Origin of the sequence: Saonia flava, from assembly GCF_011927795.1 — a bacterium.
Classification (GTDB): Bacteria; Bacteroidota; Bacteroidia; order Flavobacteriales; family Flavobacteriaceae; genus Saonia; species Saonia flava.
The window spans coordinates 159,073-183,486 of sequence record NZ_JAATJJ010000002.1; the positions used below are offsets into that span (position 1 = coordinate 159,073).

The 24,414-nt window shown below is 37.8% G+C and carries 19 protein-coding genes and 1 pseudogene; 9 read left to right on the forward strand and 11 right to left on the reverse strand.

Annotated features, from left to right (window positions below; genetic code table 11):
* Positions 1 to 50: 50 nt before the first annotated feature.
* Positions 51 to 506: a DUF4442 domain-containing protein gene (locus GGR42_RS12810; protein ID WP_167964812.1), complete on the reverse strand. Its 456-nt coding sequence runs from the start codon at positions 504 to 506 to the stop codon at positions 51 to 53.
* 159 nt (positions 507 to 665) lie between these two features.
* On the opposite strand from GGR42_RS12810, the gene GGR42_RS12815 reads away from it, so the two are divergent.
* The 9 genes from GGR42_RS12815 (at position 666) to GGR42_RS12855 (ending at position 9,726) form a co-directional block, all read left to right on the forward strand.
* On the forward strand, positions 666 to 1,136 hold the full coding sequence (locus tag GGR42_RS12815) for a DUF4870 domain-containing protein (RefSeq protein ID WP_167964815.1): 471 nt from the start codon (positions 666 to 668) through the stop codon (positions 1,134 to 1,136).
* Between the two features lie 95 nt (positions 1,137 to 1,231).
* Positions 1,232 to 1,570 carry a PadR family transcriptional regulator gene (locus tag GGR42_RS12820; RefSeq protein ID WP_167964818.1) on the forward strand — a complete coding sequence of 113 codons (339 nt, stop codon included), beginning with the start codon at positions 1,232 to 1,234 and terminating at the stop codon, positions 1,568 to 1,570.
* Positions 1,570 to 3,396 (forward strand): PspC domain-containing protein, encoded by a 1,827-nt coding sequence (locus tag GGR42_RS12825; protein ID WP_167964821.1) that lies wholly within the window; start codon positions 1,570 to 1,572, stop codon positions 3,394 to 3,396. The genes GGR42_RS12820 and GGR42_RS12825 overlap by 1 nt, the downstream gene beginning before the upstream one ends.
* Positions 3,397 to 3,498: 102 nt before the next feature.
* Entirely contained in the window at positions 3,499 to 4,221 is a 723-nt protein-coding gene (locus GGR42_RS12830; RefSeq protein WP_167964823.1) for a head GIN domain-containing protein, read from the forward strand.
* 230 nt (positions 4,222 to 4,451) lie between these two features.
* Positions 4,452 to 5,264, forward strand: coding sequence for a helix-turn-helix domain-containing protein (locus GGR42_RS12835; protein ID WP_167964825.1), 813 nt, complete (start codon positions 4,452 to 4,454; stop codon positions 5,262 to 5,264).
* Positions 5,265 to 5,347: 83 nt separating this feature from the next.
* The gene (locus GGR42_RS12840; protein ID WP_167964827.1) at positions 5,348 to 7,009 is read left to right on the forward strand and encodes a serine hydrolase domain-containing protein; all 1,662 of its coding nucleotides are present in this window, start codon (positions 5,348 to 5,350) and stop codon (positions 7,007 to 7,009) included.
* Between the two features lie 104 nt (positions 7,010 to 7,113).
* Entirely contained in the window at positions 7,114 to 8,124 is a 1,011-nt protein-coding gene (locus GGR42_RS12845; protein ID WP_167964829.1) for a dipeptide epimerase, read from the forward strand.
* Positions 8,124 to 9,176, forward strand: a complete 1,053-nt coding sequence (locus GGR42_RS12850) for an aminotransferase class I/II-fold pyridoxal phosphate-dependent enzyme (protein WP_167964831.1) — start codon at positions 8,124 to 8,126, stop codon at positions 9,174 to 9,176. Before GGR42_RS12845 ends, GGR42_RS12850 begins: the two co-directional genes overlap by 1 nt.
* A 103-nt stretch (positions 9,177 to 9,279) precedes the next feature.
* A complete protein-coding gene (locus GGR42_RS12855) occupies positions 9,280 to 9,726 on the forward strand; it encodes a hypothetical protein (protein WP_167964833.1) in 447 nt (148 codons plus the stop codon).
* 75 nt (positions 9,727 to 9,801) lie between these two features.
* Here GGR42_RS12855 and trxB read toward each other — a convergent pair whose 3' ends face one another.
* The 10 genes and pseudogenes from trxB to GGR42_RS12900 all read right to left on the reverse strand — a co-directional run bounded on the left by trxB (position 9,802) and on the right by GGR42_RS12900 (position 24,380).
* On the reverse strand, positions 9,802 to 10,764 hold the full coding sequence (gene trxB, locus GGR42_RS12860) for a thioredoxin-disulfide reductase (RefSeq protein ID WP_167964835.1): 963 nt from the start codon (positions 10,762 to 10,764) through the stop codon (positions 9,802 to 9,804).
* Positions 10,765 to 10,863: 99 nt separating this feature from the next.
* The gene (locus GGR42_RS12865) at positions 10,864 to 11,889 is read right to left on the reverse strand and encodes a formylglycine-generating enzyme family protein (RefSeq protein ID WP_317169695.1); all 1,026 of its coding nucleotides are present in this window, start codon (positions 11,887 to 11,889) and stop codon (positions 10,864 to 10,866) included.
* Positions 11,890 to 12,004: 115 nt separating this feature from the next.
* Positions 12,005 to 13,624 carry a sodium:solute symporter gene (locus GGR42_RS12870; RefSeq protein ID WP_167964839.1) on the reverse strand — a complete coding sequence of 540 codons (1,620 nt, stop codon included), beginning with the start codon at positions 13,622 to 13,624 and terminating at the stop codon, positions 12,005 to 12,007.
* A 25-nt stretch (positions 13,625 to 13,649) separates the two neighbouring features.
* Complete coding sequence (locus GGR42_RS12875; protein ID WP_167964841.1) at positions 13,650 to 14,837, reverse strand: aldose epimerase family protein; 1,188 nt, start codon at positions 14,835 to 14,837, stop codon at positions 13,650 to 13,652.
* Positions 14,838 to 14,852: 15 nt separating this feature from the next.
* The gene (araA, locus tag GGR42_RS12880) at positions 14,853 to 16,361 is read right to left on the reverse strand and encodes an L-arabinose isomerase (protein ID WP_167964843.1); all 1,509 of its coding nucleotides are present in this window, start codon (positions 16,359 to 16,361) and stop codon (positions 14,853 to 14,855) included.
* A gap of 109 nt (positions 16,362 to 16,470) precedes the next feature.
* Entirely contained in the window at positions 16,471 to 17,199 is a 729-nt protein-coding gene (locus GGR42_RS16845) for an L-ribulose-5-phosphate 4-epimerase (protein WP_209024006.1), read from the reverse strand.
* Positions 17,182 to 18,849: pseudogene (locus GGR42_RS12885) on the reverse strand (ribulokinase); the annotation flags it as partial. The gene GGR42_RS16845 and the pseudogene GGR42_RS12885, both read right to left, overlap by 18 nt.
* Positions 18,849 to 20,852: an alpha-L-arabinofuranosidase C-terminal domain-containing protein gene (locus GGR42_RS12890; protein WP_167964845.1), complete on the reverse strand. Its 2,004-nt coding sequence runs from the start codon at positions 20,850 to 20,852 to the stop codon at positions 18,849 to 18,851. The gene GGR42_RS12890 and the pseudogene GGR42_RS12885, both read right to left, overlap by 1 nt.
* 5 nt (positions 20,853 to 20,857) lie before the next feature.
* Entirely contained in the window at positions 20,858 to 22,828 is a 1,971-nt protein-coding gene (locus tag GGR42_RS12895; RefSeq protein ID WP_167964847.1) for a glycoside hydrolase family 127 protein, read from the reverse strand.
* Between the two features lie 7 nt (positions 22,829 to 22,835).
* On the reverse strand, positions 22,836 to 24,380 hold the full coding sequence (locus GGR42_RS12900; protein ID WP_167964849.1) for an alpha-N-arabinofuranosidase: 1,545 nt from the start codon (positions 24,378 to 24,380) through the stop codon (positions 22,836 to 22,838).
* Positions 24,381 to 24,414: the final 34 nt, after the last annotated feature.

Sequence of the window (24,414 nt, forward strand, 5' to 3'; positions counted from 1 at the left end):
TTGATTTGATTATAAGTTGGTTGAAATTGAATTTTGTTACAAGTCAACTTTTATTTTTTTAGTTTCACCGTCCACTCAAACTCAAAAGTGGACACCACTACCCCATCTTCATTTACCCCAATAGATTTCATCCAAAATGTTTGACCCTCTCCATTGGCGACTGTTTTGTCAATAGCATCTTTAATTAAATGGCCATCCTCACAGGTAAAAGTAATTCTGCCCGTTGCCTTTTTAGAAAAAGTGGCTTTATTGCTAGCTACCAACATGGATATTTTTCTCCCACTATCTCTAATCTGGTTAATAACCATAGTGCCCGTGCTAAACTCGGCCGCCATTCCTTGTGCGGCCCAAAACATACTTTTAAATGGGTTCTGGTTAAACCATTTGTGTTTTATTGTCACAACTGCCTTTTGTTCATCTATGTATTTTAGACGTACTCCGCACCACCATGCCGCTGGTAACTTAAAAAAGGTAAACGCATTATATTTACTGGTCTCTTTGGACATATCCTTGTTTTAATTTTCCCTAAAAGTACCTAAAATAGATGAATTATTAAATGTTAATATTATGTTAAATATTAGTACTATGTTTTGCATAATACCTTTTTTTAGCCATATATTTGCATAGGAAGATATTATGTTATTGAATTCATCAATCTAAAAACCATGACAGAATCATTAAGTAAACACGAAAGAAACCTATCTGCAATTATCCATGCATCTACCTTTAGCAGGTATTTTATTCCTTTTGGAAATTTTATACTGCCATTGATATTATGGACGGCAAACAAGAAAGATTACAAATTTGTGGACTATAACGGAAAGCAGGCTTTAAATTTTCAAATAAGCATGTTGCTTTATTCAATAGTACTTGGAGCTATTAGCATTCCCTTCTTTATTGGATTTCTACCAGATTTATTTGATGGGGGTTTTCTTAGTTGGAACGATTTTCATCATGATAGTTTTAGACTACATTTTGATACAGACCATTTCCCTTTTATTTGGCCCTTAGGGATAACAGGGTTAGTGCAAGCCGCAATCACCGTTATCAATGTAGTTTACACCATATTGGCCACTATTAGAACCAATGAAGGTCAAACTTTTAAATATCCGTTTACAATTAATTTTATAAAATAAATACCAGGAGTTATTCATCAATCAATCATCAATCATCAATCAACCAAAATGAATTATCAAAAAACGAACAGTCAAATCAATAGAATCATGAAACTATGAATGTAGAAAACACAAAAGCACAAATGCGAAAAGGGGTTTTGGAATATTGCATTCTTTCTATTCTCAATGGAGAGGACAAATATGCTTCCGAGATTCTGGGCACCTTAAAGGATGCCAAAATGCTTGTGGTAGAAGGTACAATATATCCGCTTTTAACACGACTTAAAAATGCTGGGCTTCTTAACTATCGTTGGGAAGAATCTACCTCTGGACCACCACGTAAATACTATGGTCTTACAGAAACAGGCCAAATTTTTCTTAAGGAATTAAATATTACCTGGGACGAACTTAGAACAGCAGTTAACTTGGTAACCAACACAAAACAAAAGAAGTAATGAACAAGACAGTAAATATAAATCTCGCAAATATGCTTTTTCACATTGATGAAAAGGCCTACAATAAATTGCAACGCTATTTGGACTCTATAAGGCGATCTTTTGCTGGTACCGCTGGAAGCGATGAAATAATTGCCGACATAGAAGCTCGAGTTGCTGAACTTTTCCATGAAAAAATGGAAAATGAAAGACAGGTAATAACCTCTAAAGAAGTGGACGAGGTCATCAATATCATGGGACAGCCAGAAGATTATATGGTGGATGAGGATATTTTTGAAGATGAGCCCAAAGCCAAGACTTCTGATACCACAGGAAGGGTTAAAAAATTATACCGTGACATAGACCATAAGTATATTGGTGGTGTATGTGCTGGTCTAGAACACTATTTAGGTTTTGATGCCCTTTGGATACGTATCATTTTCTTATTGTTGGGTGTCTTTACCGGTTTTGGCTTTATTGCCTATATCTTGTTGTGGATATTGGTTCCAGAAGCGGCTACTACGTCACAAAAATTGGACATGACGGGAAAGCCTATCAACATCAGCAATATAGAACGCAAAGTTAAAGAGGGGTTTGATGATGTTACCGAAAAGGTGAAAAATGTTGACTATGATGGCATGGGCAACAAAGTTAAAAGCAGCTCCAAAACTTTTTTTGACACTATAGGGGACATCATTTTATTTCTTTTTAAAGTCTTCGGAAAATTCATTGGTATAATCTTAATCATTACCGGTGCAGCAACATTAATAGGTCTTTTTGTTGGCCTACTTACAGTAGGCACCTTGGATTGGGTTCAATTTCCTTGGATGGATGATTTTATCGTTAATTCTACCAATTCACCCATTTGGTTGGTTTCCTTATTAACGTTCTTCGCCGTTGGTATTCCTTTTTTCTTCCTGCTCTATTTGGGATTAAAAATATTGATTACCAATTTAAAATCCATTGGCAATATTGCAAAGTTCTCTTTGTTAGGACTTTGGCTAATATCCATCATAGCACTGATTGTTATGGGAGTTAGGGAAGCAGCCGCACATGCTTATACAGGAAGCGTCACTACAAAAAATGAATTGCACATCTCAAATCCAGATACATTGAACATTTCATTGGCATCATCGGATTTGTGGGATGCCCGAGGCAATGTTAGAATGAACGATATGATAATGGTATATGATGAAGATGGTGAAAAAATATTAATCTCTAATGATGTTAGGTTTCGCATAAAAAAATCAAATGATTCCTTAATTCATATTGAGGTAAGAAAAGAAGCTAACGGGTCATCAATCCAAGATGCACGAGGTAAAGCAACTAAAATAGAATATAAATATGTTGTTGAAGGCAACACTCTTGTTCTAAATGATTTTTTAACTGTCCATGATGGCACTAGATTTAGTGACCAAGAAGTCAGGATAAATCTTTTTGTGCCAAAAAACATGGTTATAGACTTTGAAGAAAGCCGTAATTGCCGATGGAGTACCAACAATGACAAAAACATTGGTAGGTGCGATGTAGATGAATATACTTGGAAAATGGGAAATGACGGGGAACTAAAATGCCAAGATTGTCCGGAAGAAATAGAACAAAGTTGGAATGACGATGATGATGAAAATAGGATTAGAATCAACGGACAAGGTATTGACATTAATATAAATGATAATGGCAATGGTGAATCATTTAAAATGAAAATTAATGAAGATGGTGTTAAAATTAAAGCAAAGGATAATGATGAAGACAAAGTTGACATTAATATAGATAGTGACGATGGCAAATTTGAAATGAAAATTGAAGAAGATGGGGTCACAACAAAAAAGACAATTGCCAAGGATTAAGCCATATTACAATTCAGTACAAATTTTCAACAGTTCAGCATTTAATACTATAAGCATCAAATAAAAAACAAGAATTTTAATCAATCTTAAAAAACAACAATCATGACAACAGTAGCAAAAATTGCAATCGCATTATTAATGGCACTCTTTATGTCCTCCTGTGCTTTTGATATTAATTTTGGAAGCGGAAAACACGGCAACGGAGTAGTTGCAGAAGACACAAGAGAAGTATCTGAGGAATTCACAGAGGTTTGGGCTTCCGAAGGTTTGGACGTGTATGTTACACAGGCGGACGATTTTAGCATTGAAATAGAGGCCGATGAAAACATTATTGACCTTATTGGCACTGATATCAAAAATGGAAAGCTCCGCATACATGCCATTGAAAACATTGGTAGGGCCACCAAAAAGGTCTATGTATCCATGCCAGAAATCACAAGCTTAAGTAGTTCTAGTGGGGCCGATCTAATCGCCACCAACATCATTAGAGCGGACAACCTATCCTTAAGTTCTAGTAGTGGAGCTGATTTAAAACTGGAGGTGGTTGCAGATGAAATATCGGCAGATGCCAGTAGTGGTGCAGATATTAGGTTGGCCGGGGAAACCAATATGTTGTATGCAGATGCCAGTAGTGGTTCCGATATAAAGGCAAACGACCTAGTAAGCAAAACATGTAATGCGGATGCCAGTAGTGGTGCAGATATCACTGTAAATGTAACAGAATCGCTAGTTGCCGATGCCAGTAGCGGAGCCGATATTAAATATTCTGGGGACGCCAATGTACAGGCCAAAAAATCGGCTTCTGGTAGTGTGCATAAATATTAGAAATTATTTGAAGCTAAATAAAAAGGTTGTAGTTCCAATCTAACCAAAAAAAACCCCTCACATGTTGATGGGTTTTTTTTATTACAACAGTTGGGTGTACCTTGTTGGGAATCAAAATTAATTTACCATACTTTAAGCTTTGAACAAAAGATTCATCATTTTATGAAACATAAATAATAAGACATCGTCTATAATTATATAGCTCAACATCTTTCAAACTATTTAGGTAAATGAGAATATTAAGTAAAGGAGAGTATTTTGGAAAAAAGAAATTAGAACTTAGTTTTAATGGAATTGTACTTTCTGAATATTCATATCATGAGCCAAAGACAGTATGGCACTACCATGAAAACCCATATTTTATGTACGTTCTACATGGAAATATGTATGATTTCAACAAAAAACAAAAAACAGCGTGCCCCTCTGGAAGCATACTCTACAATAACTGGCAAGAAACTCACTATAATTCGAAAGAATCTGAACTAGGAAGAGGCTTTCATTTGGAATTTGAAAGAGATTGGTTTGAACAGAAAAAAATTGATGTTAGTTTATGGGAAGGTAGTAAGCTACTGGAGAACCCAAAAATTCACCATATTTTTGGAAAAATCTATTATGAATTTATTACCCAAGATCATTACAGCAAAGCATCTATTGAATTGTTGTTGTTGCAATTATGTGAGACCATTGGCAATTCCGAAGAAAAAACTACACTAAACATCCCGAACTGGATAGAACCCCTGAAGGAGCTTCTACACTACAGCACGGAAAACATAGATTTAGATTATTTGTCAAAGCAACTTAACATTCATCCCGTGCATCTTTCTAGATCCATTCCCAAATATTTATCATGTAGTTTAGGTGAGTATATAAGACAACAAAAAATAAAACAGTCTTTAAACTATTTAATAGATTCAGAATATTCCTTAACAGAAATAACTTACTTATGTGGATTCTCCGACCAAAGTCATTTTACCAGATTGTTTAAACAGTACTTCAAAAATACCCCATCAGCCTATAGAAAGTATTTGAAAAAATCACAATAGAAATTAATTGTAATGTTAATTTCATACTATTTTGGTTTCATAGTGCACAGTAGTTTTGAGTATTATTAATTTAATTTTAGGTAATGATAAATTTCAAAATTGTAGGTTTTTTAGGTGTTATGTATACTTTAACATCATGTGGACAGGGCCAATCCAACAAAATAACAGATATTACTAAAAGTGATGGAATTATAAGCCCATTGCATGAGGTCAATATTGGAAAAATAGTTTTTATCCCCAATATGGAGTATCAAGAAAGTGATTTCTTGGAAACATTTGAATTGAGCCCATCAAACGACTTAAACATAAGTGCTTTTTTAAATAATTCCTTGACCAATTATCTTCATCAATTAGCCCCCGATCTTACTATAGAGGAACTACACAAAAAAGGAAACTACCAATTCTCTTTTCTCATTGATGGAGAACTGATCTATAAGGAAAACCTAAACTTTGGAGCTGGGCTTCCCGAGCAAAAAAATAAGCAAACCATATTAACTATACCGTTGCAAAATGAGCACTTGGGCTATAAACTCTGGAGCTCATATATGTGGGACAGATTTTTTTATAGAAATGGTGGAGAAGCAGCTCTGAAAACAGGAAACCACATTCTTAAAATAGAAATAAGACCCTACCTTGAAAGTAAAGAAATCATTATTGGGGATCTTATCGCAGAAGGCGAGTTAAAATTAAAACTTGGAGAACCAGAAAAAGCAACTGAAGAACAAGTGGCCATTCAACCTATTAAACCCTATAAAGGTTGGGAAATATCCAAAGAAGACTATGACAGAGAAAGAATAAGAGCCCTTAACCGAGATATTGCAGAATATAAATTTAAAAAAATAACAAGCATTGTAGTAGTCAAAAACGGAAAGCTTATTGTTGAAGAGTATTTTAATGGGGCTAATAGAAGTACACAGCATAATACGCGTTCCGTTGGTAAATCCTTTGCCTCAACAGTAACAGGTATTGCCATTGGGGATGGATATTTAAAAAGTGAAAATCAAAGCTTAGCAGAGTTTTATGACCTTACTCAATATAAAAACTACTCAGCAAAAAAAGATAGTGTAACGCTAAAAAGTTTATTGACTATGAGTTCTGGTTTTGATGCCAATGACTTTACCATGGACTCCCCTGGGAATGAAGAATATATGTATCCCACGGACAATTGGGTGAAATTTGCCTTGGACTTACCTATGGACAAAACCAAAATAATTGGCAAAAACTGGGATTACTTCACAGCTGGTGTTGTGGTATTGGGAGATATTCTAGATAAGTCCGTACCAGGTGGATTAGAGAAATATACACATGAAAAATTGTTTAAACCATTAGGTATCACTAATTACACTTGGCAGTATACACCACAAAAAGTAGCAAACACGGCCGGTGGCCTACAAATGAACTCTTTGGATTATGCCAAATATGGTCAACTCTACAGAAATGGTGGCAAGTGGGAAGGCAACCAAATTCTTCCTGAAAGCTGGGTAAAAGCTAGTATGACCAAACATTTTATGGAAAAAGATGACAAACCAAGTTATGGGTACTTGTTTTGGAATCAATCTTTTAAGGTAAACAATAAAACTTATGAAACGTTTTTTAGTAGTGGAAATGGAGGCAATAAAATATTCTTCTTTACAGACCAACCCCTTGTAGTTGTGATTACTGCTACTGCATATGGAGAAGCCTATGCACATCCACAGGCAAATCAAATAATGCAGGACTACATTTTACCTGCCATGTTAGAATAATCCAAAAACGCATTATTTAAAATATACCTCGAACCCATCAATATTTGGTGGGTTTTTTTATTACACCAATTTCTGTTTCCTATATTTAACTTAAAATTAGTGGAATGGCAATTCAGTTAAAAAAATACACACTTCAACTAAAACATACGTTTAGCATTTCTAGAGAATCCCATGATCATCAAAACACATTAATCGTGTGTCTGTCTAAAGATGGGCGTACTGGATACGGTGAGGCAACTTCAAACCCATACTATAACATCACGGTTGAAAGCATGATAAATGAAATAGAGGACATCAAAACTGATATTGAGACATTCGTGTTTACTGCCCCTGAAACTTTTCATCAATTTCTAGTAGAAAAGGGTTTGAGTAATTTTGCGATTTGCGCACTGGATTTGGCGGCTTGGGATCTTTATGGTAAGCTTCTTGAAAAACCTTTGCATTCTATTTGGGGTACTTCCACAAACAACTACCCAACAACCAATTATACAATAGGATTGGATACCATTGAAAACATGGTCACTAAAATGAAAGAAATGCCATGGCCCATTTATAAGATCAAACTAGGTACAGAAGATGATGTGGCCATCATAAGGGAGCTTCGTATGAATACGGATGCCATTTTTAGGGTTGATGCCAATTGCGCTTGGACTGCAGAGGAAACCATATTTAATGCCCCATTACTTAAAGAATTGGGTGTAGAGTTTATAGAACAGCCTCTAAAAGCAAATGATTGGGAAGGCATGGAAAAAGTAATGCACTATAGTGTACTACCGGTCATTGCGGATGAGAGCTGTATTTTAGAAACCGATGTGGAAAAATGTGCGCTCCATTTTAATGGTATAAACATAAAACTGACCAAATGCGGAGGTCTCACCCCCGCCCTACGTATGATAAAAAAAGGAAAAGAACTTGGATTAAACGTAATGGTAGGTTGTATGACGGAATCTACAGTTGGAATATCGGCCATTGCACAATTATTGCCACAATTGGATTATGTAGATATGGATGGTGCCATGTTGTTAAAAAAAGATATAGCCAATGGAGTTAATATATTAAATAACGGGCAAGTAGAATTTCCAACCCTCGGTGGCAGTGGTATAACTTTACTATAATGGAAAACTATATAGATTCATTTCCTGGCCGAGAAATTAAGATGGGTAATTCCAACTTTTTATATTTTGGTGGTACAGCTTATTTAGGATTACAGACCGATACCAAATTTCAACAGCTCTTCATTGATAACATTAAAAGGTATGGAACCAATTATGGGGCTTCAAGAAAGTCCAATGTTCGTATTGCAGTTTATGATAAGGTAGAAAAGTATTTGGCAAATTTTGTTGAAAGCGAAAGTTGTATTACGGTATCTTCAGGTTATTTGGCAGGTCAGTTAGTTAGCCAATCGTTTAACAACCCAGACTACAGCCTATTTTACGCTCCCAATACGCATTCGGCATTGTGCCAATCCAAAACTGTTCCGTATACAACTTATACCTCATTGAATAATGCCCTTAAGAAGCATTTGAGAAAGAAACATACCACCCCAGTAGTTTTATTGGATTCCATAGATTTTTCTGGTACTAATTATCCAAATTTTGATGGACTTAAAAACCTTCCCTTAGATAAGATAATACTTGTTGCGGATGATTCCCATGGTATAGGTATTGTTGGTGAAAATGGTCAAGGAGTTTACAAGACCCTAGCTACTTTAAATACAAAGGAACTTATAGTTTGTTGCTCCCTTGGAAAAGGTTATGGTGTACAGGGAGGTGCAGTTTTCGGAACAAAAAAAAGAATTGGTTCGTTATCGGGGACCGCTTTTTTTGGAGGAGCAAGTCCAGCTACCCCTTCTGGTATGGCTACACTTTTGGCAGGTGATTCTATCTATAAAGAAAAAAGAAACGTTTTACTGGGCAACATAGATTATTTTTTAAAGTCCTTTGACTTTCCCGAAAAATTCAGTTTTATGCATGGGCACCCCTCATTTAGCTATTTGGACACAGGCCTTACCAAACATTTGGAGAAAAACAACATCCTAGTGACCGATTTTAGCTATCCAAATGAGGATGCTTCCTTAATGAGTAGAATTGTATTAAGTGCTTCACATTTAAAAGAAGATGTTGAACACCTGTTCAATTGCATAAATGATTATTTCACATTAAAATAGTTCATAAATTTTTATATTCATTTTTATATAGTTAATTTTTTACATATTTAATAAAATATGTCGTATCTTTTTATTGTGTAACAACTATAAAAAAAATATAACCATGAAAAAAGTACTTGGATTGGTTTTCTTGATGTTATTTCTAATTTCGGCAACGGAGATGACCTCACCTAAACCGCACGCAAAAAAGTCTATTGAAGGGACTTGGGAACTTGTTAGTCATTACAATTATGACAACAATATAATTACAGATACCATACTTGCCAATGAAAACCTAAGACAGGTAAAAATGTTTTACAATGGCAAAGTTATGTGGGCAAGATATGTTCCACAAGATTCAACGGAATGGTTCGGTTATGGTTCTTATGAAACCACTGAAGATAGGCTTAGGGAAAGATTAGAGTTTGGCTCCGCGGCCATAATGAAAATTGCCGATACCCTAATGGTTTTTGAACTGGAACTGATTCTTGATGAAACCTCCTACAGCCAAATAAACATTGACGATGAAGGAAACAGGCTCTTTTCTGAAAATTACAAACGCCTTGATTAAAGTTTAAAGAAACTAAAATATAAAGGGCGTATTACCAAAAGTAATACGCCCTTTATATTTATCTCTATTTACAGATTATACCGTGGCTTCGGTTTCAATTGTTGCCAAATATCTCTCTGCATCCAATGCTGCCATACAACCTGTACCAGCTGCAGTAACCGCTTGTCTATACTCTTTATCTTGTACATCTCCACAAGCAAAAACTCCAGGAATACTAGTCTTGGTAGACTTTCCTTTCGTAATAAGATACCCAGTGTCGTCCATTTCCAATTGCCCTTTAAAAATGTCTGTATTTGGTTTATGTCCAATGGCAACAAAATATCCAGTAATGGCCAACTCTTCCTTTTCACCGGTTATATTGTTAACAATACGAATGCCTTCCACAACTTGGTCTCCCAATAATTCATCAACTTCTGTATTATAACGAACATCAATGTTTGGTAAACTTGTAACTCTGTGTTGCATGGCCTTAGAGGCTCTCATATAGTCTTTACGAACCAACATAGTGACTTTATTACAAATATTTGCCAGATAAGAAGCTTCTTCCGCTGCTGTATCTCCCGCACCAACAATTACCACATCTTGGCCCTTATAGAAAAAACCATCACAAACCGCACAGGCAGAAACTCCTCCGCCCCTTAAGCGTTGCTCACTTGGAATACCCAAATACTTGGCAGTGGCCCCAGTAGATATAATAACTGTCTCCGCCTCTAGTGTTTTATCGTTGTCAACGGTAACTTTATGAATACCTCCAACCTCTTTGCTAAAATCAACAGCCGTAACCATTCCAATACGCACTTCTGTACCAAAACGCTCTGCCTGTTGCTGTAATTGCACCATCATAGTTGGACCATCAATACCCTCCGGGTATCCAGGAAAATTATCTACTTCTGTAGTTGTGGTCAATTGTCCCCCAGGCTCCATTCCTGTATAAAGCACAGGTTTTAAATCGGCTCTTGCCGCATATATGGCTGCCGTATACCCAGCTGGACCAGACCCTATAATCAATGTTTTTATACGTTCTATTGTTTCTGACATAATCTATTGCTACATTAAAAATCTATTAAAACAAAAGTAGGGTTTTTAGCAAAAAACTTACTTTAAAAGTTATCAAAAGTTGTTATAATGTCTATGGAATTATTTTGATTTCTGTTGAAGCATGGATACATCAACAACGGTTCTAAAACCCAAATGCTCCAAGGACGAATCTATACTGGAACCCATTCTGGAAGACAACCTATAACTTGCGCAATACGATGCATTGCATAGAAAAGACCCCCCTTTAATTACTTTTTCTTGCGCATACGGGTTATTTGGGACGAAAGATTCATTTGCCCCCTCTGGATTTAATACAACTGTATTAGAAGCCATAAGCTCCCCATAATATTTGGTATTATACCAATCACTGGTCCATTCCCACACATTCCCAGCCATATCGTACAAACCATAGTCATTGGCTTCAAAAGTTTTTACAGGTGCTGTACTTTCATAGCCATCGGCTATGGTATTGGTCATAGGAAATATGCCATTCCAGGTGTTGGCCTTGCCTGCTAAATTATTCACCTCATCTCCCCATTGATATATTGTACTATCCAAACCTCCCCTTGCTGCATATTCCCATTCTGCCTCCGTTGGCAAACGGCTTCCGGCCCATTCACAATAGGCCAATGCATCTTCATAAGCTATATGCACAACAGGATGGTTTTGCAATCCTAAAATGGAGCTTCCTGGTCCTTTGGGATGACGCCAATTGGCTCCGATTTTCCATTCCCACCATTGGGAGAAGTCATATAAATTGGGTAGTTCAGATTTTGATTTCTTAAAAATCAAGGACCCAGGTTTTAGGATAGAATCATGGGGTTTAGGAGTGCCGTAAGGCACTTGCTTCTTCAATTCTTCCCAGTCTATTTCTCTCTCTGCAATGGTCTTATAGCCGGTCTCTTCCACAAATTTATAGAACTGGGAATTGGTAACTTCATGTTCATCAATAAAAAAACCATCTACCCCTACTATATGGGAGGGTTTCTCGTGTTGCATAGCCATTTTATCATGGGTCACAGCACCTTGTTGAAACTGCCCGCCAGGAATCCAAACCATTTCCTTAGGAGCTTTTAACCCATGAGGAAGTTCAACAACCAAACTTTTTTCGACAACCTTTTCCACTTCAGAACCATTTGCTTTCGTATTTTTTGGCTTACAATGAACTAAAAAAATTAGTATAAAAAAGCCTACACAATATTTATTTATAAAACTGTGCAGGCTTAATCTCTTCATAAAATTATTTACCATTAAAGAAAATCATAATCCCGATAACTACAGCAACTATTGCCAAAGAAACTATAATATCTATAGTGCTATAACTATTCTTGTTGTTTGCCTTTTCCTCCTCTGTTACTGTACCAAAAGTCAAGTTTTTCACTTTTTCAGCACTGGGCGCTTTTGTTAACAAACTAGTAACTATGGCTATGATTACACAAAATAAAAAGAACCATGCCCCAAAGGTCAGGAAGTTCATGTCGGCCATTTTAAAGAAAAATCCGTCTGGGTCCAAGGAACTTTTACCAAGTTCCATAATCAAGCGCAATGCACCAACAACAAAACCAGCTATTAAAGTAACAAAAGCTCCTTGCGAATTAATACGCTTATAGAAAATTCCCAACAGGAATACTGCTGCAATAGGTGGTGAAATATACGTCTGTACCTTCTGCAAATACTCGTATAATACACCTGAAATATTTGCCATAATGGGAATCCAGATAATTCCGATAATAACGGTAATAACAGTTGCTATCTGACCTGTTCTCACCAATTTCTTCTCTGGGGTATTTGGTCTAAGTTTCTTATAAATATCTACCGTAAATAACGTAGAACAAGAATTAAATACCGAAGCCAAAGAGCTCATTAATGCTGCCAAAAGACCCGCTGCAACCAATCCCCTAAGTCCAGAAGGCAATAAATTGCTCATTAACACAGGAAAAGCCTCATCGGGGGAATCCCAATGCAGCTCGCCTTTCATTTTTAAGGTCAATGCAATAATTCCAGGGACCAAAAACAGAAATACGGGAAGCAATTTTAACAATGCCCCGAAGATAGTACCTCTTCTCCCCTCTTTTATATTTTTGGCGGTCAATGCCCTTTGCACAATATATTGATCGGTACACCAGTACCAAATACCCACTATGGTACTTGTAATGACCAAAGATGGCCATGGAAAATCAGGATCAGATGCTGATCGCCACATGTTTAAATATTCTGGAGTAACCGTTTGTTTAATTTCCGACCAGCCTCCAACATGGTCCAAACCAATAAAAGTTAATGCTGCCGCACCCACGACCAAAATAACAGCTTGTAGTGCTTCCGTATAAACCACAGCTCGCATACCACCCAAAATGGTATAGACCCCAGTTAGAACAACAGTTGCTATCGCCCCAGTCCAAAAATCAATTCCCAATAAGGCAGAAACCACAATACCCCCTGCATAAATAGTAACCGATATTTTGGTAAGCACATAGGCAATTATGGAAAATACGGAGAGTATCCATCTTGAACGGGCATCAAAACGTTTTTCCAAAAACTCTGGCATGGTAAACACCCCACTCCTAGCATAAAAGGGCAAAAACACCCAACCTAGCATTAATACAACCCATGCATGTATTTCATAGATAAGCATGGGCAATTTATCACCTGCCCCAGCTCCTGCAAGCCCTACTACATGTTCTGAACCAATGTTAGAGGCAAAAATAGAGGCTCCAACAACAAACCAGCCCACATTACGTCCAGCTAAAAAATAGTCTTCTGTATTATTTTGTTTTTTTCGGATAACCCATACGGCTATACCAATCAGAATTAGGAAGTAAATGGCGATACATACCCAATCTAAAGTATCCAATGTTTTCATATTTGGTTGGTTTAGTTTATTTGGTTTATTTGGTTGTAAACTTAAATGATGTCATGGTTGCATATTTTTCTCCTGGATTCAAGGTCACAGAAGGAAAAGTGGGTTGATTGGGAGAATCTGGATAATGCTGTGTCTCCAAGCAAAAACCACTTCTCTTACCATAAGTGCCACCCGTTTTTGATGGTATAGTTCCATTTAAGAAGTTTCCTGTATAAAACTGTACCCCCGGTTGGTCTGTAAACACTTGCAATAATCTTCCACTACCGGGATGGTGCGCGGATGCCACCAGTCTTACCCCTTCATTTTGGTTATTCAATACCCAGCAATGGTCATATCCACCGCCCTTTACAATTTGGTCATGATCAGCATCAATTTCTTCTCCAATTACTTTGGCAGTCCTAAAATCAAAGGGAGTTCCAGAAACATCACTTAAATCACCTGTTGGAATCAATGTTTCATCTACTGCAACAAATTGATCTGCGTTTAAGACAACCTCATGGTCCAAAATAGCTTGATCAAAATCCCCAGATAAATTAAAATAGGAGTGTTGCGATAAATTTAAAATGGTCTTCTTGTCCGTGGTAGCCTCATAATTTACCGCCAACATATTATCATTGTCCAAGGTATAGGTTACAATGGTTTCCACATTTCCTGGAAACCCAGCATCCATATCTTTACTAAAGTAGGATAATTTTAAAATGGAATTGCCATCAACAACCTCTGCATTTAAAACCTTCCAAATTGCTTTGTCAAAACCATTGCTTCCGCCGTGCAGATGATTTGGGCCATTATTGGTTTCCAAGGTGTATTCAACACCATCCAAAGAAAACTTTCCTTTGGCTATTCTATTTCCATATCGGCCAAGAAGTGCCCCAAAAAATGGATTCCCATCTAGGTATTCCTCCAAAGTATCAAAACCTAAAACAACATCTTTATAAACACCATCTTTATCCGGAGCAGTCAGGTGAGTAATAATTCCACCATAGGTCATTATTTTAACCTCCATTCCGTTTCTATTTGTAAGTGTATACAAATCAACATTTTCTCCTTTGGCATTTGCTCCAAATTCACTTTTCTCTATTGTTGATGTTTCAACTATTTCCTTCATTTCTTCTGTATTAACCTTTTCTTTTTTCCCGTCTTTACATTGCATTAATGTAAAAGCAACGCTAAAAATAAGAAAGCAGTGGGTAATTTGCTTAAGTCGGTTCATTTTATTTGTTTTGGTTTATAAATTATTTTGAAACAAATGATAATATACTTCATTTGCATTAAGCTTATCCTTAAACTCTCTAATTGATGTCTTATCATCAATAACCAATAACTCAACTCCAGCTATATCTGCAAAATCTTCCATATACTCCGTCGTTATTGCCTGACTGTAGACCGTATGATGTGCTCCTCCTGCTAAAATCCATGCCGTAGTTGCTGTGTTTAAATCCGGTTTTGCATCCCACAAAACTCTAGCAACCGGTAATTTAGGTAATTTTTCATTTGGTTTTACTGCTTCGACCTCATTTACCAGTAATCGGAAACGATTTCCCATATCCACCAGTGAAACATTAATGGCATTCCCCACTTGTCCATTGAAAACCAAACGGACGGGATCTGCCTTTCCTCCTATTCCCAAGGGATGTACTTCACAAGATGGTTTTCCTTCTGAAATGGAAGGACAAATCTCCAGCATATGGGAACCCAAAACATAAGATTTATTTGGGTTGAAATGATAGGTGTAATCCTCCATAAAGGAAGTGCCCTTATCCAATCCTACATTCATCACTTTCATTGCCCTGAGGATTGCTGCCGTTTTCCAATCTCCCTCTGCACCAAAACCATACCCATCTGCCATAAGGCGCTGTACGGCAAGACCCGGTAATTGTTTAAATGCACCTAGATTTTCGAAGGTATCCGTAAAGGCCTTAAACCCTCCATTTTCCAAAAAGGCTCTTAGGCCCAATTCTATTCGTGCTGCTTCAAGAAGTGATTCCCTTTGCTTCCCGTCTTTTTTAAGTTGGGGAGTTAGGGTATAATCAGATTCATAAATGCCCACTACTTTATTAATATCCTCCTGGGTAACGGCCTCCACAAATTTTAATACATCCGATGTGCCAAAACCATTGACCGAAAAGCCAAAACGTATTTGAGCCTCCACCTTATCCCCTTCAGTAACAGCTACTTCACGCATATTATCGCCAATACGAGCCACTTTTAGATTTTGAAGCTCATCCCATCCTAAAACAACACGGGACCATATTCCCAATTTTTTTTGAATTTCTGCATCTTGCCAATGCCCAACCACTATTTTCCGTTTTTTGCGCATTCTGGTCATCATATGTCCAAATTCCCTATCCCCATGGGCTGATTGATTTAAATTCATAAAATCCATATCAATACTGTTCCAAGGAATTTCTGCATTAAACTGGGTATGTAAATGGCATAAGGGCTTATTTAAAATGGACAGGCCCTTGATCCACATTTTGGCAGGAGAAAAAGTGTGCATCCATGTAATTATTCCAATGCAATTGGTATTCCCATTTGCCTCAATACAAATACTTGTAATCTCATCCGGGGCTTTAACAATGGGTTTAAAAACTAATTTAATTGGAATAAGGGCGGATGCATTTAAACCCTTTACTATTTCTTTTGAATTGTTCGCAACCTGCTTTAAGGTTTCATCTCCATAAAGATGTTGACTCCCGGTAACAAACCAAATTTCCTTTTGTGTGATATCTATCATTATATTTTTTACTCTATTTTTCTTTATTCAAGTAGGTCTTCATGATTCCTATTGACCTGGCATCTTTTAACTGTAATCCATCTGGTTCCCCTCTAGCGAAGTAGAGAGGTCATTGTCCATAATACGCATCTTTTCCATGTTTACGGTTGTAATGCTTTTCTATTAGGGATTCTTTAAGCCTTTCGGCTTTGGGATTTATCTGTAGGGTCATATATGCCATTTTTGCAACTTCTTCCAAAACCTTACTATTATAGACGGCCTTTGCGGCGTTTTGACCCCATGCAAAAGGGCCATGATTGCCTATCAATATCATTTGGACTTCCTCATAGGACAATCCCTTTTCATTAAAACAATCCAAAATCTGGATCCCGGTGTTATACTCATAATTACCCTGTATCAACTCGTCTTTCATGGGCGGGGCGCATGGAATATCATGGGTTAAATGGTCTGCATGAGTAGTGCCAAAAATAGGAATATCCCGTTGTGCTTGGGCCCAAGCCACCGAATGCGTAGCATGTGTATGCGCAATTCCGCCAATATGCTCCCAGTTTTTATATAAAAATGCATGGGTTTTGGTATCGGACGATGGTCTCATACTTCCTTCCACAACATTGTTATCAAAATCCACAATCACAATATCTTCTGGTTGTAACACCTCATAAGGCACACCACTTGGTTTTATGGCAAAGACTTTGTTTTCCCTATCCACTGCGCTCACATTACCAAAGGTATATACCACCAAATCCAACTCATTGAGCTGCATATTGGCTTCATAACATTCTTGTTTTAAAGCCTGATATTTTGATGTTGAACCTATTGATTTTTCACTAATACCCATTTCAACAAAATTGCCTAAAAGTTCATAGTCCTTATACAATTGTTGATATACCTCCACTTTCTCTTTTTCTGGATGGTAGGTGGTTTCAAAACCATTGCCCATGGCCTTAATGGCCTCTTCAACAGTTTTATGAACTCCAGCTGCCACAGCTGCGTACATTGCTGCGCCCAATGCAGGTGCTTGTTCTGATACTGCAATTTTAATGGGTCTGTCCAATACATTGGCCAAGGCCTGCATCACAAAAGGAGATTTCTTGGCAACTCCCCCAATTCCCACTATTTCATCAATTTTTACGCCTTCACTTTCAAATCGATCTACAATCTTTTTAGAGCCAAAACAAATAGATTCCACCAAAGCCTTAAAAATATGGGGAGCCTTTGTTCCTAAATTTAAGTTGACAATTGCTGATTTTAACGCCTGATCTGCGTCTGGTGTTCTTCGTCCGTTTATCCAATCCAATGCTACGGGAACGCTTTCCGAAAAAGGAAGTTTCTCCGCTTGGGTTGTTAACTCTGCTATGAGTTTATCTTTTAACTCTTCTATCAATTCGGATTTATGTTTTTCATCAATCCTTGTGGAATTTTTAATAATATCCACAGAAGGCTCCACCAAGACATCCCTGAACCATGCCAACACATCTCCAAAGGCCGACTGACCTGCCTCCAACCCAATCTTATTGGGAATAACAGAACCCTCTACTTGTCCGCATATTCCTTTTATGGTTTTATCGCCCAAAGCGTTATCCGAGGCCACAATGATATCACAGGTGGATGTGCCCATAATTCTAACCAAAGTATTTTCTTCGGCTTCTGCACCTACAGCTCCTGCATGTGCATCAAATGTTCCTACAGCAATTACAGTATCTGTTGTAAGTCCTAATTTATTTGCCCATTCTTTGCATAATGTACCAGCTGCCTCATCAGATGTATAGGTGTTGGTGTACAAGTTCTGCTTAAGTTTTACCAAATTAAGGTCCAATTGGGCAAGAAACTCATCAGAAGGCAATCCACCCCAGCTTTTGTGCCACATGGCCTTATGGCCCGCAGCACATCTACTTCTTTTAAAATCTTTCAATTGACCACCGGTCAATATAAAGGTCATATAATCACAATGCTCCATCCAAGAATAAGCTGCTCTCTTTACTGCTTCTTCTTCACGGGAAATATGCAATATTTTGGCCCAGAACCATTCCGACGAATAAATGCCCCCTTCAAACTTGGTATAATCTACACCACCCCAGGTCTTGGCCAAATAGTTAATTTCTTCTGCTTCTTTAATGGCCGTATGATCTTTCCACAATACCATCATAGCATTGGGATTTTTCTCAAAACCCTTGGTTTCTGCCAAAGAAATACCCTCAGCATTAACAGGAATAGGCGATGAACCTGTAGTATCGATACAAATTCCCTTTATCTCATCTACAGCAACACCAGAGTCCTTGACAACACTTTTAATCGTATTTTCCATACCCTCAATATGATCCAAAAGGTGCTGTCTAAACTGATTTTTGGAAGGGTCACAGTACAGTCCCTTTTTCCAACGGGTGTACCAATGGACATTTGAAGCCAGTTCTTTACCATTACCAGCATCAATTAAAACAGCCCTGACCGAATCTGTACCATAATCCAGTCCTATGACGTAATCGTTCATTACATTTTAATTTTTAAAACAGATACCGAATATGGAGGCATTCCATAATTTACAACTCCCTCTTCCACATTGACCTCTTTCAATACCGGACTTATATTTTTAGGGTGTTCAAAAGAATTTTCATCCGTAAGGTTAGGGCTCGTTAACAATACGACCTCCCCTATTTTTGTCAAATCTTTCAATCCCATGTTCAAATCTACATTTTTTGTAACATCTTTAGTGTTCACCAGTTTTATGATAAGCTCATTGCTTTCCAAGTCTTTTACAGCAGAGGCATAGATACCATTTTGGCCGATCAAGGGTTTCCCTCCTTGGGTTATAGAAATTAAATCGGTTCCACTATGGTTGGAAAACAATCTTTGAACATAATAATTGGCCGATCCAAAGGATTCCAAATTATTAAACCAAATAAGGTCTGGTTTCCATTGCCATCCCTCTTCATGGGCCATTAACGGGGCATATGAAGTTAAATGGACCAAATCGGCATTTCTTTCCAAGCCGGTCATAAAAGCAGCCTCTGCCAAGGCACACTCCCAATTGTTCTTGTTTTCGGGACTTACCGTCTGCACACTTTGGGCAGCATACTCCCCTGCAAAAACTTTTGGACCGTTACGGTCATAGCTGTCATACCTATCTGCGTTTTCCAAAAACCATTTTGGGTTTTGATAATAGTGTTCGTCCACAATGGGTACATTTAATTTTCTCACCTGTTCCCATCCATAGTCGAACATATCTCCCTCAGGAAAAGGACCAGGGGTAGATACCAGAACAATATTTGGGTATTTTTCTGAAATTATATCTGCAAAAATTTTATACCGGTCAAAATACTCAGGGCCCCATTGTTCGTTTCCTATGCCCAAATATTTCATGTTAAAGGGTTCTGGATGTCCCATATCGTTTCTAACACTTCCCCATTGGGTATCCAACCCTCCATTGGCAAACTCAATTAGATCAAGAGCATCTTGTACATAAGGGTCCAGTTCTCCTAAAGGAACCAGCTCCCCAGTATTGAACTGGCATGCCATACCACAACCTAATATGGGTAATGGCTCTGCTCCCATATCCTCTGACAATTGAAAATATTCAAAGAATCCCAAACCAAAACTTTGGTAATAGTCCGGAGTTGGTCTATGGGCAAACTCATCGTTCCATCTATTTATAAGCAATTCCCTTTGGTCCAATGTACCTACGGTCTTCTTCCACTGGTAGCGCTGTGCCAGTGTTCTACCTTCCACGATACACCCTCCTGGAAATCTTAGAAACCCAGGGTCCATATCATCTAACAGCTGTACCAAATCTTTACGAAGCCCTTTTTTTCTGCCTTTCCATGTTTCTTGTGGAAACAGGGATACCCTATCTATATCCACACTTCCCTTGCCTTCAAAAGTTAGTTTTAACTTGGCTTTTGCATTGGTCTTGTTAGGCTCCAAAACAGCTTCATACGTTTTCCAGTCCTCAGAATCAGGGACAAAACTTACGGATGCCAAGGTGTTGTCCAATGAATCGATTAAGTTAAAGTGAACTTTATCAATTCCTTTTGCATGGGCCATTTTTAGTGAAAGGTCATATTTTTCTCCTTCTTTGACCCCAATGCCTCGAAAACCTTCATTAATAATTTGATAATTATCGGCTTGGTGAACTACAAAATGGGAAAAGCGTTTGTTGTTTTGATCCTTAATATAATTGGTTATGTTTCCAAAACCGGAATTCTTGTTCAGGGAATATTTTAGACTATTGGTCTCCTCCCAGCCCATTTTGGGGTCTGGAAACTCAAAAGAGCCATTCTTTATAAGTTCTGCATACAGTCCCCCATCTGCAGCAAAATTGATATCCTCGTAGAAGATGCCGTACATTGTGGGTTGAATTTTAGCAATTGAAGTCGTATTAATATCTAAATCAATAGGTTCACCAATCTCAACTGATTTTGGTTTTTCCTGATTACATGCTATTGCAAGTATAATAATTCCGTAAAGCACTAAAGTTTTCAAAGTTTTTTTTCTCATAATTCTTATCTTATATTCATCCATACCTTCATTTTGTTTACTCCCCTATTAGACCATGTATAGTATGGAATGGCCTTTAATTTGTCATTTGTCAAAGTGTTCACCCCCTTTAAAAGGTCTTTTTCCATTTTTACATTATATACATCTGATTTATTGAGTACAATTTCATCAATGTTTGGATTATCTATTTCTTCAATAGCATAAACAATTGGGCCATATTCCAAAGCAGTCTTACCCCTGTTTTCTTCTACCATATCATCTGTTTTTACCATTTTCACTTCCATTGGAAAATCAATTTCAATAACATCCCCTTTTTTCCAATTTTTGGTAATTGTGAAATACCCGCCATTTTCATTTGCTGAAACAAGTTCTCCATTTATACGTATGACCGATTCGTTCCCTGAATCATTTAAATATTGGTATAAATTGCTGGGCAAAGTTTCGTTTCTTGCCCAACCGGGAACCCGCAATTTTAAGGTAAAATTGAATTCTGTAGCTGGATTTATCCTTATTTCCACCTTTCCGTTCCATGGATAATCGGTTTTTTGGGATATGGAGACTTCTGTTTCCTTTAATTGGATACTTGCCTTGTTTGACGCATAAAGATTCACGTATATCTCGTCATCGGTCTTTGAATACACTAATCCAGGTACTGAAGGCAAAAATCGAATGACATTGGTGGGGCAACAGGAACAATCAAACCACGATTGACGTGTACAAGAACCTTTATTAAATTCAAACTTACCATCGGATTCCAGCGCATTTGGATAAAAAAATCTAGTACCATCCAATGAAATCCCTGAAATAAGACCATTGTACAGAGTACGTTCAATGATATCAAAGTATTTAACATCACCCGTAAGATTATGCAGTCTATGGTTCCAATACACATCACCAATAGAGGCGCAGGTCTCTGTATAGGCAGTAAGGTTGGGAAGTGAATAATTGTCCCCAAAAGCCTCTTCATCGTGCCGGGAACCAATACCTCCCGTGATGTACATTTTTTTCTCTACCATATTGTCCCAAAGGGCATTCACGGCATTTAAATAGGTGCTATCATTATTTATTGCAGCAATATCGGTCATAGCAGCATACATATACACGGCACGCACCGCATGGCCCACTACCTCTTTTTGCTCAATTACAGGAATATGGTCCTGAAAATAGTTATTACTGTGCCTGTCAAGTAATCGATGATGCTCTGGATTACCACGATTGTCCAAAAAATATTTTGCCAAATCAAAGTAAGCTTGCTTTCCTGTAAGTTGAAATAACTTTATGAGCCCAGTTTCAATGATTTGATGTCCTGGAACATTGGCCACTTGCCCTTCCCCGTCTCCAAAGGTTTTTACCATAAAATCTGCATTCTTAAGGGCGATGTCCAAAAAATTATTCTTTCCTGTTGCAAGGTGATGTACTACGGCTGCTTCATACATATGCCCGGCATTGTACAGTTCATGACTGGCATCCAGGGAAGACCAACGCTTTCCCTCACCCACCGCAACCCATTCTGCTGGTGGCTTGGCAGGGTTTATGGTTCGCCAGGTTGTTAAATACCCATCTTCTTCCTGGCCTACCACGACAATGGAAATTAGCGAATCCAACTTGCTTTCAAGAGCGACATTGGGTGCACTTATTAAAGAATTGGAGGCTCCTTCTATAATTTTGTAAACATCTGTATCATCAAAAGGCATTTCCCCTTTGGTCTCCCCTTCCAATTGTCCACCTGCAATCAAAAAATTATCCAACCTTCCTTCTTCCTCACACTTTTTTATGGCGTAATCAATGGTGGTTTCCTGCACTCGTTGTATAATGGGCAACCAAAAATCATCGGTCAATTTTACGTTCTGAATATTTACAGGGCTGATTTTATACCCTTTTTTTTCTACTTCATGATCCGCGACTTCCTCATGCTTTTCTTTACAAGAAGCAAGAAGCATTATAAAACAGGCTACATAAACAATTCTTGAATACATTTTTATTCTAGTTTGCTTTAAATACTATCAATGAATATGGAGGTGTTTCCACCGATAAAATTCCCTTTTTCAATTTGAACTTTTTAAAAACCGCCGGTTTTACCTTATCTGGGTTGTCAAAGGAATTGTGGTCCTGTAATTTTTCCGAGGTTAAAATAGAGGCAGAAACTTCATCCACATCCATCCCACTTACATCAATATCCACAGTAATGCTTCTCTTTGGATCAATGTTCACCAATGAAATATGATTGGCTCCATTGTCATCTTTTGAAGCTGATACCGAAATTACGGGAAGTTCCCTGTATTCTACATTGTTCTCAATTCTGGAAGGCAGCAAAAGGGCATCTTGGTGTACCTTGTACATATTCATTACATGATAGGTGGGGGTAAGAATCATCTTCTCCTCATCTGTTAGAATTACCGCCTGTAACACATTCACCATTTGAGCCAAGTTGGCCATTTTTACTCTTCTTGCGTGGTTATTAAAGGTGTTAAGGACCGTACCTGCAATCATCACATCCCGAATCGTATTTTGTTGGAACAATACTCCTTTCTTCACTTCAGGGACTGCATCGTACCAACCACCCCATTCATCCACAAAGAGATCCACATTGCCATCAGGGTCATACTTGTCCATAATTTCAATGTGCTTGGTCACATATTCCTCCATGTTCAAAGCCTGATCCATGGTTTTATAATAAACTTCATCATCAAAATTTACAGAAGGCCCTTTGGCCGACCAATTAAAAACGGCATAATCATGTAGTGCCACAGCTTCCATTAATTGGTGGGGAACATTTTTCATTAAGGTTTCTGTCCAATGATAATTATCTTCCGAAGCACCAGATGCTATTCTGTAAATTTTTGTGTCACCAGACCATCCCGGCATAAAAGTGGCATATTGGCGATAAATATCTGCATAATACTCGGCCGTCATATTGCCCCCACAGCCCCAAGTTTCATTTCCCACGCCCCAATATTTTACTTTCCATGGTTTTTCGCGACCATTTTCACGACGCCAATCCGCCATAGGGCTCACTCCGTCATGGTTTGTATACTGTACCCAATCTATGAGTTCCTGTACGGTGCCACTGCCCACGTTTGCAGATAAATACGGTTCTGTGTCCAGCACTTCACATAGATTTAAAAAGTTATGGGTTCCAAAACTGTTGTCCTCCGTAGTACCGCCCCACCAACGATTTACAATGGTTGGCCTTTCAGCCTTTGGTCCTACCCCATCTTTCCAGTGGTAGGTGTCCGCAAAACAACCTCCCGGCCAACGCAGGTTGGGAATGTTCAGTTCTTTAAGAGCGGCAATGATATCATTTCTTACTCCTTCTGTGTTTGGAATAATTTTATTTTCTTCACCCACATAGAGACCTTCGTAGATGCAACGGCCCAAATGTTCTGCAAAATGACCATAGATATGTCTGCTGATGGTATCTTTTGCTGTTTCTGGAGTAATAGTGATACTCACTGTTTCATCTTGTCCAAAACCTGCGTAAAGTGATAGAAAGAAGAAAAACTTGATTAATTTATTTTGTAGTTTCATAGAGCAAATTAAATTATAAGTGTTATTTTAACAC